The organism is Gordonia gummivorans (assembly GCF_022513585.1).
Taxonomy (GTDB): domain Bacteria; phylum Actinomycetota; class Actinomycetes; order Mycobacteriales; family Mycobacteriaceae; genus Gordonia.
Window position 1 is genome coordinate 51,716 of the sequence record NZ_JAKWBF010000019.1, and the last position, 13,512, is coordinate 65,227.

At 66.4% G+C, this 13,512-nt stretch carries 14 protein-coding genes; 6 read left to right on the plus strand and 8 right to left on the minus strand.

All coding sequences use genetic code 11. The features are described 5' to 3' along the window. The first annotated feature begins 17 nt into the window (after positions 1-17). The 4 genes from MKW15_RS14900 to ccsB are packed head-to-tail and all read left to right on the plus strand — an operon-like array spanning position 18 to position 4,265. Positions 18-647 (plus strand): TlpA family protein disulfide reductase, encoded by a 630-nt coding sequence (locus MKW15_RS14900; protein WP_240859586.1) that lies wholly within the window; start codon positions 18-20, stop codon positions 645-647. Continuing rightward, the gene (locus tag MKW15_RS14905; protein WP_240859588.1) at positions 644-1,465 is read left to right on the plus strand and encodes a cytochrome c biogenesis CcdA family protein; all 822 of its coding nucleotides are present in this window, start codon (positions 644-646) and stop codon (positions 1,463-1,465) included. Before MKW15_RS14900 ends, MKW15_RS14905 begins: the two co-directional genes overlap by 4 nt. After that, a complete protein-coding gene (resB, locus tag MKW15_RS14910; RefSeq protein WP_240859589.1) occupies positions 1,462-3,183 on the plus strand; it encodes a cytochrome c biogenesis protein ResB in 1,722 nt (573 codons plus the stop codon). Before MKW15_RS14905 ends, resB begins: the two co-directional genes overlap by 4 nt. Positions 3,184-3,227: 44 nt before the next feature. Then, a complete protein-coding gene (gene ccsB / locus MKW15_RS14915; protein ID WP_240859705.1) occupies positions 3,228-4,265 on the plus strand; it encodes a c-type cytochrome biogenesis protein CcsB in 1,038 nt (345 codons plus the stop codon). A gap of 196 nt (positions 4,266-4,461) precedes the next feature. Here ccsB and MKW15_RS14920 read toward each other — a convergent pair whose 3' ends face one another. From MKW15_RS14920 to MKW15_RS14930, 3 genes are all read right to left on the minus strand, one after another. Then, positions 4,462-4,929 carry a helix-turn-helix domain-containing protein gene (locus MKW15_RS14920; RefSeq protein WP_240859591.1) on the minus strand — a complete coding sequence of 156 codons (468 nt, stop codon included), beginning with the start codon at positions 4,927-4,929 and terminating at the stop codon, positions 4,462-4,464. Between the two features lie 139 nt (positions 4,930-5,068). Continuing rightward, entirely contained in the window at positions 5,069-5,278 is a 210-nt protein-coding gene (locus tag MKW15_RS14925) for a hypothetical protein (RefSeq protein ID WP_240859594.1), read from the minus strand. Between the two features lie 57 nt (positions 5,279-5,335). Next, positions 5,336-5,512: a BldC family transcriptional regulator gene (locus MKW15_RS14930; protein WP_240859709.1), complete on the minus strand. Its 177-nt coding sequence runs from the start codon at positions 5,510-5,512 to the stop codon at positions 5,336-5,338. A 220-nt stretch (positions 5,513-5,732) separates the two neighbouring features. Between MKW15_RS14930 and MKW15_RS14935 the strand changes: the two genes are divergently transcribed. Together MKW15_RS14935 and cds1 are read left to right on the plus strand one after the other, a co-directional pair. Next, complete coding sequence (locus MKW15_RS14935; RefSeq protein WP_240859595.1) at positions 5,733-6,062, plus strand: DUF4229 domain-containing protein; 330 nt, start codon at positions 5,733-5,735, stop codon at positions 6,060-6,062. A gap of 6 nt (positions 6,063-6,068) precedes the next feature. Continuing rightward, a complete protein-coding gene (cds1, locus tag MKW15_RS14940; protein ID WP_240859597.1) occupies positions 6,069-7,190 on the plus strand; it encodes an L-cysteine desulfhydrase Cds1 in 1,122 nt (373 codons plus the stop codon). A 134-nt stretch (positions 7,191-7,324) separates the two neighbouring features. Here cds1 and MKW15_RS14945 read toward each other — a convergent pair whose 3' ends face one another. Genes MKW15_RS14945 through MKW15_RS24580 form a run of 5 tightly spaced genes read right to left on the minus strand, consistent with a single transcriptional unit; the run spans position 7,325 to position 13,510 of the window. Then, positions 7,325-8,125, minus strand: a complete 801-nt coding sequence (locus tag MKW15_RS14945) for an alpha/beta hydrolase (RefSeq protein ID WP_240859600.1) — start codon at positions 8,123-8,125, stop codon at positions 7,325-7,327. A 10-nt stretch (positions 8,126-8,135) separates the two neighbouring features. Then, positions 8,136-9,479 (minus strand): hypothetical protein, encoded by a 1,344-nt coding sequence (locus MKW15_RS14950; RefSeq protein WP_240859601.1) that lies wholly within the window; start codon positions 9,477-9,479, stop codon positions 8,136-8,138. Then, the gene (locus MKW15_RS14955; protein WP_240859603.1) at positions 9,476-10,804 is read right to left on the minus strand and encodes a glycosyltransferase family 2 protein; all 1,329 of its coding nucleotides are present in this window, start codon (positions 10,802-10,804) and stop codon (positions 9,476-9,478) included. Before MKW15_RS14955 ends, MKW15_RS14950 begins: the two co-directional genes overlap by 4 nt. Next, positions 10,794-12,209 carry a polysaccharide pyruvyl transferase family protein gene (locus tag MKW15_RS14960; RefSeq protein ID WP_240859610.1) on the minus strand — a complete coding sequence of 472 codons (1,416 nt, stop codon included), beginning with the start codon at positions 12,207-12,209 and terminating at the stop codon, positions 10,794-10,796. Before MKW15_RS14960 ends, MKW15_RS14955 begins: the two co-directional genes overlap by 11 nt. Continuing rightward, a complete protein-coding gene (locus MKW15_RS24580) occupies positions 12,206-13,510 on the minus strand; it encodes a lipopolysaccharide biosynthesis protein (RefSeq protein WP_240859614.1) in 1,305 nt (434 codons plus the stop codon). Before MKW15_RS24580 ends, MKW15_RS14960 begins: the two co-directional genes overlap by 4 nt. Between the last annotated feature and the right edge of the window lie 2 nt (positions 13,511-13,512).

Here is a 13,512-nt window from a genome sequence, read left to right on the forward strand (position 1 = left end):
GAATGACGGCGGTTCAAGTGAGCAGTGTTCAGACCAGTCGGCGATACCGCCGCGTGGCGATCCTGGCTCTCCTGCTCGCCGCTGTCGTCGGCTTCGCCGGGGCGTGTAGCACCGGCGACGACGCGGTCGCGCAGGGTGACACCTTCCAATTCGTCTCGCCCGGCGGCAAAACCGTCATCACCTACGACCCCGACGACCGCAAGCCGATCGGCCCGGTCTCCGGCGAGGACCTCCTCACCGGGCAGCCACTGTCGATCACCGACCCGCGCTATGCCGGCAAGGTCGTGGTGATCAACGCGTGGGCGTCGTGGTGCGGTCCGTGCCGCGGCGAGTCCGACGACCTCGAGCAGGTCTACGAGCAGTTCAAAGCGCAGGGCGTCGACTTCCTCGGCCTCAACATGCGCGACGACCGGCAGTCCGCGCAGGACTTCGTCGGCGACCGCAAGGTCGGATATCCGTCGATCTACGACTACGCCGGAGCCACCGTCGGCGACCTCGGCATCCCGCTGCCGGTGCTGCCGGTGACCGTGGTCCTCGACCGGCAACACCGGCCGGCCGCGGTCTTCATCAAATCCATCACCGCCGAAGAACTCGGTGCCGCGGTGGCGCGAGTGGTCGCCGAGACCTCGGGTCCGGTGGCCGGATGACCACCCTCGCGCTGATGGCGGCGCAACCGCAGGCCGCGGTGGGGGAGAGCTTCCAGAACACCGTGCTCAGCGGACCGCTGCTCCTTGCGTTGGCCGCCTGCCTGGTGGCCGGCCTGGTCTCGTTCGCCTCGCCGTGCGTCGTGCCGCTCGTCCCGGGCTACCTGTCTTATCTCGCCGGGCTGGTCGGGGCGGAGGCCCCGGCGGTGACGGCCGACGAACCGGCCAAACGTGGACGGCATCGTGTGGCGATGGCGGCGGCAATGTTCGTCGCCGGGTTCACTGCCGTCTTCGTCATCGCTACCGCGAGCGTCTTCGGACTCACCCGCAGCTACGTCATCAATCATGATCTGCTGCAACGGGTTGGCGGAGTCATCACCATCGTGATGGGCCTCGTGTTCATCGGACTGGTCCCGATGATGCAGCGCGACTACCGATTCCATCCGCGACTCGTCTCCAACCTCGTGGGTGCACCACTGCTCGGCGCGGTGTTCGCGCTGGGCTGGACCCCGTGTCTGGGTCCGACGCTGAGCGCGATCGTGGTCACCGCGACCGGTACCGAGGGCGTGACCGCGGCCAAGGGTGTGGCGCTGATCGTCGCCTACTGCGCAGGATTGGGAATCCCGTTCGTGGTCTTGGCCTTTTCGTCGGCGTGGGCATTGCGCAGCATGGGGTGGCTGCGCCGGAATGCGCGCGCCATCCAGGTGTTCGGCGGGATCATGCTGATCCTGGTCGGTATCGCACTGGTGACCGGCCTGTGGGATCAGTTCACCGTCTGGGTTCGTGAGGCCTTCATCACCGACACGGAATTGCCGATATGACCGGCGTCGTCGAAACCACCACGCACGACGCGCCACCGCCGGACGCGCCGAAACCCGCTGCGTCCCGACCACACTGGATCAAGCGCCGCGTGCTGTGGCCGCTGCGCAACCTGTGGCGGTCGCTGACGTCGATGCGCACCGCTCTGGTGCTGCTGTTCCTGTTGGCGCTCGCGGCCATTCCCGGTGCGCTGCTGCCACAACGGGATCTCAACGAGCAGAAGACGGTGCAGTACATCGCCGATCACGGAACGCTCGGCGAGCTGATGGACCGCGTGCAGCTGTTCGAGGTCTTCTCCAGCACCTGGTTCACCGCGATCTATGTGCTGCTGTTCGTGTCGCTGGTGGGCTGCCTGACACCGCGCATGGTCGAACACTTCCACAACCTGCGCGCCAAACCGGTTGCCGCGCCGCGGAATCTGTCGCGGCTGCCGCGGCACGTCGAACACACCGTGGACGGCGACCCCGAGGAGATCGCGGCCCGGATCAACAGCAGGCTGCGCGGCTGGCGACGCACCGTGGTGGTGCGCGAACCGAGTGAGCGCTATCCCGACGGCGTGGTCGAGGTGTCGGCGGAGAAGGGCTACCTCCGCGAATTCGGCAACCTGGTCTTCCATTTCGCGTTGCTGGCCTTGCTGGTCGCGATCGCCGTCGGCAAGGTCTACGGCTACGAGGGCACCCGCACACTCGTCGCCGACGGTGAGCAGGCGCTGTGCAACAACTCGACCGCCGTCTACGACTCGTTCCGCGCCGGCAGCCTCGTCGACGGAACCGACCTGACACCCTTCTGTTTCCGCATCGACAAGTTCTCCGCGACCTTCCTGCCCAGCGGTCAGCCCGACATGTACGACGCCACGATGCGCTACACCGAAGGGCCGCACCCCGGTCCGCCGTCGACCTGGCAGACCAAGTCGGTGCGCGTCAACGAGCCGCTGCGCGTCGCCGGTGACCGCGTGTACGTGCTCGGCAACGGATTCGCCCCGACCTTCACGGTCACCTTCCCCAACGGGAAGACCCGCACCCAGACCGTGCCGTTCATCCCCGACGATCTGACGACCATGATGTCGTCGGGTGCCGTCCGCTTCGACACCCCCGCCGGCATGTACCCCGACGAGGATGTGCGCCGCAAGAACCAGATCGCCATCGAGGGTCTGTTCGCGCCGACCGCCACCTTCCACGGCACGCTGCTGCTCTCGGCGTCGCCCGTCCCCGACGACCCGTACGTCGCCATCCGCATCTACAAGGGCGACACCGGCCTGGACACCGGCCGCCCGCAGAACGCGTACGCACTCGACCAGAAACTCATCGACCAGGGACGCCTCGTCCGGCAGTCGCAGGTGAACCTCGCGTCCGGACAGAGCACCACGCTCGCCGACGGCACCGTCGTCCGCTTCGACGGCTACCAGCGGTGGGTGTCGGTGCAGGTGTCGCACGACCCGGCGCAGAACTGGGTGCTGGTCAGCGCAATCGTCATGCTCGGCGGGCTGTTGGTGTCGTTGCTGATTCGTCGTCGGCGCATCTGGGCGCGACTCGTGCCGGTCGCCGCAGACACTCCCGACGGACAGAGCGGCCGAGCACGACGTACTGTAGTAGAAATTGCCGGCCTGGCCCGCACGGATCAGGCCGGTTGGGGCGAGGGCTTCGACGAGCAGGCGTCGGCCCTGGTCACCGATGATCCGGAGAGCGCGCGCACGTCCCGACGCTCCCGGGGTCGGTTGTAGGCGAGCGGGAGAGGACGGCACTTGTGAGCAGTGCAGTTGAGCACATGGCGGCCACCGTCAACGGCGTACCGGTCGACGAGACGATGGCACGCTACTCCGACCTCCTCTTCGGTACCGCCATCACGATCTACGTGCTGGCCATGGCGATGTTCCTGGTGTCGTTGGCCGCGGTGCGCAGCCGCAAGCTGGCCGACAAGTCGCTGGTGGGCGCGGGTGTCGGCACCACGGAGACCGGCGCGCGCACCCCCGGCAAGCTCGAGCAGGCACCGCGTCGCAGCTTCGGCGACAAGCTCGGCAACATGGCCTACCCGGTCGTCATCGTCGGGCTGCTCGCCCACATCGGTTCGATCGTCTGCCGCGGCATGGCCACCGACCGTGCGCCGTGGGGCAACATGTACGAGTTCATCTCGCTGACCTGCGCGGCCTGCGTCGTCGCCGGACTCGTGGTGCTGCGCAAACCCGAGCATCGCCCGCTGATCTCGTTCGTCCTGCTGCCGGTCACGCTGCTGATGTTCATCGGCGGCCGCTACCTCTACACCGACGCCGCACCCGTGGTCCCCGCGCTGAAGTCGTACTGGCTGGCCATCCACGTGTCGATCATCTCGATCTCGTCGGGCGTCCTGCTCGTCTCGGGCGTCGCCAGCGTGCTGTACCTGATCAAGATGCGCTGGGGCACACAGACCGCCGACGAGGCATACGACTCGCTGGTCGACGGCACCGGGATGAAAGGCTTCGGGGGAGCGGTTCGACGCGTCGTCGCGCACATCCCCAACGCCGATACCCTCGACCGCCTCGCCTACAAATGCGTCGTCTTCGGCTTCCCGCTGTTCGGTCTGGGCGTCATCTGCGGTGCCATCTGGGCCGAGTCCGCGTGGGGCCGTTTCTGGGGCTGGGACCCCAAGGAGACCGTCTCGTTCATCGCGTGGGTCATCTACGCGGCCTACCTGCACGCCCGCGCGACCGCCGGCTGGCGCAACACCGCCGCCGCCTGGATCAACGTCGCCGGCTTCGTCGCGCTGCTGTTCAACCTGTTCATCATCAACCTGGTCGTCTCGGGCCTGCACTCCTACCAGGGCCTCTGATCGGTCGCCACTTTGCTGGCTGGGGCGGCCTTTTCTGCTGGTTGAGTAGCGGCGAGCGAGCGCAGCGAGTCCGACGCGTATCGAAACCTCGTGAGTCAAGCGTATCGGTGACCACGGATTGCGGACATCTTCGCCTCACCGGGTTTCGATACGGCTCGCCCTATGGGGCTCGCCTACTCAACCAGCAGGAGGGGACTCAGCCAGCAGCTGACGACCCACCCGAATCCCGGTTCTCCACCACCTGCGCCCTGACCATCTTCAGCAGGTCGATCATGACGTCGATGGTGTCCGGGCACAGCGAGTTGAGATCGATCCCCGACAGATGCGTGCCGGTGACGGCGAGCATCTCGACGTAGTCCTGCTGTTGCCGGACGCGGTCGAGGTCTTCGTCGGGGTTGGCAAGAAAGTAGGTGACGCTGACCTCGAACGCCCGCGCGATGGCCTCGACCGTCCGGAACGACGGCGTGCGGGCCTTACCTGTGCGGAGCTGCGAGATGTAGGCGTCGGAGAGCGAGTAGCCGAGGGCGTTGGCCTTCTCGGCGATCTTCTTGCCTGTGTAGCGCACGCCGTTCTCATCACGGCTGTGCTCGAAGAGATGTGCCAGCTTCTCGGCGAAGCTGAGGTCGTCGTCGGACGCGGTTGCACCTGCCCGTCCCGGGTTCACCCTCGTCACCCCCTCGCGTGTCGGAAAATCAACCCTACCCCGAGGTATGGCGGTTGCACGCGATGACATTGCGGGAGGGTGTCGCAGGTGCGGAGTGGGTCAGATGATCAGCTGCCGGGGAGATGAGCTATCGAGGCGATCAGCTGTCATCACCGTCGGATCCGTTGGTGCCGCGGGTCTTGTTGTCGAGGTCGCGAAGGAAGTCTTGATCGTCGTCGGGGCCCAGCGGACCCCGCGTCGTCTTGGGGCCCGACGAGACGCCGCCGGTGCCCTCGCTTTGCGGGCCAAAGGCACGCCACAACAGGAAACCGATGGCGATGACACCGATCAGGGCGAACAGATAAGTCATGGCAACCTCCCGTAACCCAGAGTACGTGAGGGTGTCTCGTAACGCGCCAACTGTCGTTCAGTGAGTGCGGCGATTCAGCAGCGCGACGACGTCCTCTTCACGGAAGCGACGGTGGCCACCGGGGGTGCGGATGGAGCCGAGGATGCCCGAGGTCGCCCAGCGCGCCACGGTCTTGGGGTTGACGTTGAACATCGCTGCGACCTGGCCCGGGGTCAGCGTGTGCTGGCTGGCCATGCCCGGAGTGATGAACGCTGCGGCGGGTGCCGGATTGATGGTGGTCACGGATGTTCCCCTCTGTCAGCCGCACCCGAGTCCTCGGGCGCGATGGTTCATGAATACACGCAAATCGCCCAGGTACTCGAACCGTCAGCAGAAGGTAAAGAACCGGCAAAGAAGCCTGTGACCTGCGGACGCGCGGACCGTGGTCCGGAACGCGCCCAGTAGTCTGGTCGTCGTGAGTGCTGCCGAAGACAAGACCGACACCCCCTCCTCGGGCGAGCGTGCCACCGCCGGGTCGCTGGCCCTCGCGCTGGCCGCCTACACCCTGGCCCGACTCGCGTTGGTCGTGGTGGTGGCGGTTGTGATCGTGCTGGGCGCCCGGCTTGTCGACGTCGATGTGCCGCTCTACGTGGCCGCCGTTTTCGGTGTCCTGATCGCCCTGCCCCTGGGCATGGCCTTGTTCAAGGGACTTCGGCTCAAGGTGAACCGTCAGATCGACGCCATCGACCGGGATCGCAAGAAGCGGCACGACGACCTGCAGTCGCGCCTGCGCGGCAGCAAGTGACGCCTCGTGCAGCCCACCCGTGACATCGACCGTCGCGCCGACCGCTCCTGGGCCGACAACGCCGTCCGCCTCATCGAGGCCGACGCCCGACGCAGCGCCGACACCCACCTGCTGCGCGTCGAACTGCCGGAGTGGTCGCGGTGGCGCGACGGTGACGCCGAGGTCGGCATCGACCTCTACCTCAAGGACGAGAGCACCCACCCCACCGGTTCGCTCAAGCACCGGTTGGCGCGCTCCCTGTTCCTGTACGCAATCTGCAACGGCTGGATCACCGAGGGCACCCCCGTCATCGAGGCGTCGTCGGGGTCGACGGCGGTCAGCGAGGCGTACTTCGCCAAGCTGATCGGCGTTCCGTTCATCGCCGTGATGACGGCCGGGACGTCGCCTGCCAAGACCGCGCTGATCGAACGTGAGGGCGGCCAGTGCCACTTCGTCCAGCGTGCCGGCGAGGTCTATGCGGAGGCGTTGCGCCTGGAGGCAGAACGCGGCGGGCACTTCATCGACCAGTTCACGATGGCCGAACGCGCCACCGACTGGCGTGGCAACAACAACATCGCCGAGTCGATCTTCGCCCAGATGGCCGACGAAGATCATCCGATCCCCACCTGGATCGTGGTGGGCGCCGGCACCGGCGGCACCTCGGCAACCCTGGGCCGCTACCTGCGCTACCGCAGGCATCCGACGTGGCTGTGCGTCGTCGACCCGGAGAACTCGGTGTTCTTGCCCGCCTTCGAATCCGGCGACGGAGCACTGACGTCGGACGCCGGGTCGCGCATCGAGGGCATCGGCCGTCCGCGGGTGGAACCCTCCTTCGTCTCCCAGGTCATCGACCGCATGATCGGTGTGCCCGACGAAGCCTCGATCGCCACCGCCCGCTGCGTCACCAACCGCCTCGGCCGACGCGTCGGCGGCTCCACCGGCACCAACATGTGGGGCGCCTTCTCCCTGGTCGCCGAAATGGTCGCCCAACGACGCACCGGCAGCGTGGTCACCCTATTGTGCGATCCCGGAGATCGTTACAGCACAACCTATTTCGACGACTCCTGGCTGGCCGCCCAAGGCTTCGACCTCGGACCCGCCACCGCCGTGCTCGACGAGTTCTTGGCCACGGGTCGCTGGAGTGGCTGAATCCAACGCTGCCTGAGTCCTACCGCTGCCTGAGGTGCGACGAGCGCTAGCGAGGAGCCTCGAAGGCCTGGTGAGACGACAATGTAACCCCACCAATGTCTTCGAGGCTCGCACCTAGCCAGCGGAATGGGATCTCACCGCGACGCCCCTCCCACAAACGCGAGCGCATCATCGCCCTGGTAGCACGTCGGGTCTGCGTGATCCCCACGGCACTCGACGAGTTCGACGTCGGCCACCTTGCCGAACCTGATCGCGAAGGCGCGGGCGCCTGCGCCAGACGGGACGACGGTGTCGGTGGTGGAGTAGTAGAACCGGAACCGCTTGCCCGCGAACCGCTGTGGGTAGAAGGTGAGGGGATCGGCGCGATCGGGAACCGTACCGCCCCAGGCTGCCTCGATGAAATCCACCCCGCGCAGCGTCGGTGGGATTCCGGTGAGTGGCGAAATCCCGATGAGTCCGTTCACATTTCGATAGGCCGGCTCCGCCATCAGCCGCAAGGCGGCGACGGTGCCCATCGACTCCGACGCGAACTGTAGGCGTGTTGTGCCGTAGCGGGTTCGAGCTGCACCGATGAGTGCGCGGTACTCGCGCAGAGCTGCGTCGTTGCCGAAGGAGTTGCCGCCCGCATTGGCCGACACGATGACCCACCCATTGCGCATGAGCGGCTCCGCGAAGTGTCGCTGTCGTGGGTCGTGGTCGAATTCGGTTCCATCGGAATCCATTCCGTGGAACCAGACCAGGATTCCGGCCGGTTTGAGGTTCTCCTGGCGGTAGGCTCGCATGTTCGGGCCGAGCTCGTCGGAGACGATTCCGGAGGACTGCTCTGATTCGGGGGCAGGCTTGGTGCCCAGCACGCTGCATCCCGAAACCGCTGCGACCAAGAGGGCGACAAGAATCGCATAGATGGCACCGACCTGCCTGGACGTAGTGGTCATGTGCATGTGATCACCCACTTTCGGTGCCTTTCGCGTCCAGTATCGGCACGGCGTGCTCGGTGGCGAGGCGCAAGGCCGCGTCGACTGTGTCGATGGAGTGGTAGCGGGTGTCGAAGGACGCGGACAAGTCATATCGGTCTCGCATCATCGGCATCAGCAGCGCAATGCCGCGTGGGTCTGCCGGCTCGGTCAGTGCGCTGAACACGTGTGCGTCGAAACCTCCGATCCAGGCACCGTCGGGCATGTCGTCGAGCCCGAGTAGGTGGCTGAAGGACAACACTGTCGCGGATTGCGCTGTGGTCGGTTCGTCGATCTCCTGAGAGTGGGTGTTTCGCCGTCTCGTTGACATCCACTGGCCGAACGAGATGGCGAGCATCGCCGCCAGCGGACGTCCCGAGGTGAGCGCAGCGGTCAGCTCATCCTGCAGCGACTTCGGCGAATATGATTCGGAAAAGGGAAGATTCAATCCTACCGCCGCGTTTCCGAGGTAGTTGCGCATCGCGGGGTCGTATCGCCGGCCGTCGACCACCACATGGACATGCGGGGCCAGCTCAACCCCGACCTCTCGCATCGCACGGGTCAAGACGGTCATCATGAGCACCGCCACCGAGACGCCGGGCGTGTTCGAGTCGCGCCATTGGCGCAGGGCAGTGAGGTCGGCCGGTCGCAGCCGTGCCGATCGCGTGCACCGGGTCGACGCCTGAGGTGAGGCCGGCGGCCTCTCGTCTTCGGCCTTGGGTGAGCGAGCATCCGGGGTCGACGGCGCGCGTCGCTTACTGAAGGTTGCGCGTGCGAGTGCGAGGAGAAGTCGCGGGTCGGACCGGATATGACGCGCGAGCGACCGCGCCATATGTGGTGTGACCTCGGGCGCCCCCGCCCACGCCGGTGTCGAATCCGGTTGGTATCGCGTCAAGTACAGCCACAGCTGGACAACCATCACACCGTCGAACACACCGTGCGGGATGTCGGTGATCAGATAGTCGTCGGCGATGTAGATCCGCAAACCGACGGGTGTCGGCTCAGACGAGTGCAAGAGCGCGAGCTTCTCCTGGATGGTCAAGCCCACGGTGTCGGGAAATGCGGTGTGCCAGTCAAGCACCGCATGGAGGAGATGGTTGGGGTCGTACTGCCATGTCCGGCTGCCTGGAACCCGGATGATCCCGAGCCGGTTCCCGGCCGAAATCCATCCCAGCCGAAGCAGATCGGCGGTCAGGCCACTGACTGTGGGGACCCGCACCGGACCCATCGCCACGATCACTCGAGAATCGCCGCGGGCGAGGTCGAGTCGGGTGGGTTTGACCGACCGCACGGCGCCTGCCCCCGCGGTTGACAGGCGTTGTGGTGCAAGCGTCATGGCGCACCACTCCCGCTCGGCTCGGGCTTGGGTGGCGCAACCCGCTCGCTTGCAGTGGGTTCTCCGAAGTGGCGGAATGGCTTCGGTTTGCGGCCTTGCGACCGTGCCGTCAGCAGAGCTCGCGGTCCGGCGATCAGGCCCGAGAACTCGGCACGGGCGGCGCCGGTGACACTGGGAACCGATGGGGCAGAGCGCGGTTTGGCCCGCCCGTAGAACGATGTGACGAGATGTGCCGCGGCCGAACCGGCGCGGGCAAGCGCAAGCGGCGCCAGGTCGCGATCAAAGGCGATCTTGGTGAGCCATGCGCCGAGTCCCAGACCGTACCCATGTGCCTGGGCGGACAACGCATCGTCGTCGTCGCGATGCTGATGCCAGGTGATTGCATCCGGCTCGCACACCAGGGTGTGACCGGCGACGATGGTCCGTACGAACCAGTCGATGTCTTCGCCGCCCTTGGCCGGTGATCCGGCTCCCAGTGCCTCGTCGAAACCACCCAGGGCAAACGCGACCGAACGACGGACCGCAAAGTTCGCACCGGTGCCGTAATCGCCTACCCGGAACGGGAAAAGCTTTCCGTGCGACGGATCGTCCCGGCGGTATTCGCGACGTTCGAGACTGTTCGCCCAGCGCACCCGCTGCTCGAAGGTGCACTGGGCAGCAGTCCGTAGTTGTGCCGCGGGCACAAGTCCGGTCACGCAGGCCACCGCCGGATCCGACAGGGGCGCAACCAGGCGCTCCAGCCAGTATCTGTCGACCACCACGTCGTCGTCGGTGAAGGCAACTATCGCGTGGGTGGCGGCTTCGAGTCCTCGGTTACGCGCCGCAGCCAGACCGGGCACCGAGGCGTGGATCGCCCGCACTCGTGGGTCGGCCAGCGAATCGACGTAACGCCACGTATCGAGCGTGGTGGCCGCGTTGTCCACAACCACCACCTCGAATTGCGGATAGTCCATCGCCAGCAGAGATTCGACGGCACGTGTCGCTGCGGCGGTGCGATCTCGTGTGCACAGCACCACGGACACGGGCGGAAGATCTGCTGGCACCGAGTCGTGCGCGGCCCGCTCGGGTAGCCGTGACATCTCGCGGCACACTTCGCGACCGAGAATCACCCCGTCGTCGATGCCCACTTCGATGAACCCGAGGACGGTCCGGCCGTTGCGCACGAGCAGTCGCGCCTGCTGGTACCCGTCGGAGTCCAGCGCCTTGACCGTGTCCGCATAGGGTTGTGACAGCTGCACTTCGCCGATCCAGCGGCCGTCGTCGGTCGTGGGTGGGCCTTCGCCACCCAGCACTGGCGCGAGTGTGTCGATCTGCTCAGCTTCCATTGTTTGTCCTCGGTTTGTCGTAGGAGTCGTCTTCATCGCGGCCGACGTGGTGTCCCGCGGCGTGGGGATCGGTGACTGGGGCGAACCATTGGCATGCCCTGTCTTGCAAGGTTGTTCGATGACCTTCCGTGATCGCGGCCAGGCGCGATCGTGCGCTCGGCGAGTTCATCTGACGGCCCAGCGCGGTGGCGATGTGCCCGCCGGTGACCTCGGCAAAGCCGGCGACCGCATCGCCGAGACCCGACGCACGCATCACGCCCTCGGATTTCGACGAGAAGTAGGCGATTGCGAAAGTCGGTGTCCCCGAGATAGTTGCCAGGACTGCGGCGTGTAGCCGTACGGCGATCATGCAGGCCGCACGCCCGTACAGCGCAGCCAGCTCGGTGGGACTCAGATCTTCGTCGGCATACGACGCGGGTATCTGGTGCCGGTCCAACGCGGCGTGCAGCCTGTGGGAGATCGGGCGGTCGTCCTCGATACGGGTAGGACCCAAGGTGTGTGCGACGACGAGGACATGATCGATGAGCCCGGTTCGGCGCAGTGTCGCTGTTGCGTCGATGATCTGGGCGATGACCCGATCGTTCGCGCCGTCCTCCAGTGAGGGATGCGCACGCATGGCGATTACTGCGGTCCTTGCCATCTCGGCGGGGACGGCCGTCACCGCCGCATCGACCCGCGAGCTGTTGTCGGAGGTGATGGCGTAAGCCATATCTGGTGCGAGTTCCGGCTTCGCCAAACCGAGTTCGCGCGCAACCGTCAACGATTTCTCGTCGCGGACGACGGTGTGGTTTGCCCCGCCGAGCATCCGGGCGGCGAGCCGGCGTGCGGCGGGCCGTGAGGCGGGGAAGGGGCCAAGCGTGTGGCCGAGCAGTACGGTCGGAATACCCATTCTGCTCGCAGCGGTCAGTGGTGCCGCCAAGGTGAACAGCCGGGCGAGGCTCACCACCGGCTGTACCGATGCGTCGGTGTACAGGTTGGAGCCGCCGACGCCGACAACGAGATCGGCATCGGCGAAGATGCGCCGGTACCGTTGCGGCACGCGGCCGAAAGCCGTTGCGGCGGCAGGTGACAACAGGCGGGAGAACCAGATCGGGACGTCGACGAGTGGTGACGCGTCATCCCGTCCGCGGAGCTCCGACGGCATCGGATTGGGCAGCAGAACGGCATCCGGGCGCCTTCGGGCGATGTGGCGCATCGCATCATTGCCCTGATCGGGGTTCTCGGTGAGTCCAACGACGCTGACCGTCGCATGCGGACTCACGTGCGTGGCGAGACTCAGTACGCCCTCCGTGATCGCTGAGTCGCCCTTGTTGTCATCGTGCCACGCATTCACCAACACGATGTGGGGCCGGCGTGCGGCAGGCCGCGACGCTTGGGGGACCATCGAGCCGATCACCTCCGTCATGCGGATCCCTCCTGGACTCGAAGGGCATGCTTTCCCCGGGTCAGGCCGATGAGGCCGGCGAGACCCGCAACCAACGAGCCGACGCATGCCCCGACGGCAGCGCCGACCGCGCCCCACGCGATGATCGAGATCACCAGGAACGGCACGGTGATCACACTCGTGGCGAAGTTGGTGACGAGCAGCGCGCGGGTGGCCAGCGACGCCCGCAACACCGCGGCCCAGACGACAAAGCTGACACGCAGAATCGATGCGAGACATAGCACGGCGAGGGTGAGCCAGAGGGTTTGATGGTCGTATCCGTCGCCGAACAGCTCGAAGAGCACCGGTGCCGTCACGATCAGGCCCAGCGCGACGGCGATGACCGCAGCCTGACTCACCCACCAGACCCGGACGATCACCTGTCGCGGCTCGCGTGCGGTGGGTAGGTGTTTGGTGAGTGCCATCGCAGCGCCGATGGAGACGAAGTCCAGACTCTGCGCGATGGGCAGCATCAACGCGAGGATCGCTCCCTGAACCGGCCCCGCCAGCCATGTCGTGAGAAACGGAGCCGCGAGCAGGACTCCCATCGAGACCAGGCTCGCCGTCCCGTCCCGCAGTGAAAAGACAAGCAGCGCACTCCGTTTGTGTTCGCGGACCATTCCTACGGGCGCGAGATTGTGCCCGACGAGCGGCGGCGCCATCCAGGCGACGAGGGCGATACCGATCGTCGCGGCGACCAGCGACGCGGTCACCGCACTCATCGGCAGCGCCACCAGCAAGGCGATCGGCAGCGCGGCCGCCTTGAGGACGCTGACTCCCAGATTGAGCGGTGGCAGTCGCCGAGCCGCCGACAGTGCGGTGAGCACGGTGTCCTTGAATGCGAAGAAGGCCAGGACAACCGATCCCAGCGCGATGACCACGGTGGTGCGCGCCGATGCCTCGCCGACGGTCAACGCTCCCACGACTCCAGCGACCGCGCCGGTGACGAGGGCGCCTACTCCGACGATCGTGATGGCTTCCAGCAGACGCTGACGACGACCGGCTGCATCCGATGCCGGGATCATCGCAGTGATCGCGTTTCCCGGGCCGGATGCGGCCACCGCCCCGGCGGTGGTCATCAACGACAGCACCGCCGTCTCGATTCCGAGTTCATGTGGTGGTATCAGGCGTGCCGCGAGCGTCCAGAACGCGATGCCGGTCGCCGCCGACAACGCGGAGGTGACGATGAGCGCGACCGAATCGACGGCAAGTGGTGTCGAACTGAAACGCGCGAATGGATTTCGTCGCCGTAGGCGCCGTTGGGTACTCGGAGATACAGCCACCG

What these genes read in the sequence shown, in the direction of transcription:
- ccsB (WP_240859705.1), top strand. Translation starts at nt 3,228, where the DNA reads ATGGCGGCCACCGTCAACGGCGTACCGGTCGACGAGACGATGGCACGC.
- MKW15_RS14930 (WP_240859709.1), bottom strand. Translation starts at nt 5,512, where the DNA reads ATGGCCAGCCAGCACACGCTGACCCCGGGCCAGGTCGCAGCGATGTTC.
- MKW15_RS14960 (WP_240859610.1), bottom strand. Translation starts at nt 12,209, where the DNA reads ATGACGGAGGTGATCGGCTCGATGGTCCCCCAAGCGTCGCGGCCTGCC.
- MKW15_RS14955 (WP_240859603.1), bottom strand. Translation starts at nt 10,804, where the DNA reads ATGGAAGCTGAGCAGATCGACACACTCGCGCCAGTGCTGGGTGGCGAA.
- MKW15_RS14905 (WP_240859588.1), top strand. Translation starts at nt 644, where the DNA reads ATGACCACCCTCGCGCTGATGGCGGCGCAACCGCAGGCCGCGGTGGGG.
- MKW15_RS14925 (WP_240859594.1), bottom strand. Translation starts at nt 5,278, where the DNA reads ATGACTTATCTGTTCGCCCTGATCGGTGTCATCGCCATCGGTTTCCTG.
- MKW15_RS14945 (WP_240859600.1), bottom strand. Translation starts at nt 8,125, where the DNA reads ATGACCACTACGTCCAGGCAGGTCGGTGCCATCTATGCGATTCTTGTC.
- resB (WP_240859589.1), top strand. Translation starts at nt 1,462, where the DNA reads ATGACCGGCGTCGTCGAAACCACCACGCACGACGCGCCACCGCCGGAC.
- MKW15_RS14950 (WP_240859601.1), bottom strand. Translation starts at nt 9,479, where the DNA reads ATGACGCTTGCACCACAACGCCTGTCAACCGCGGGGGCAGGCGCCGTG.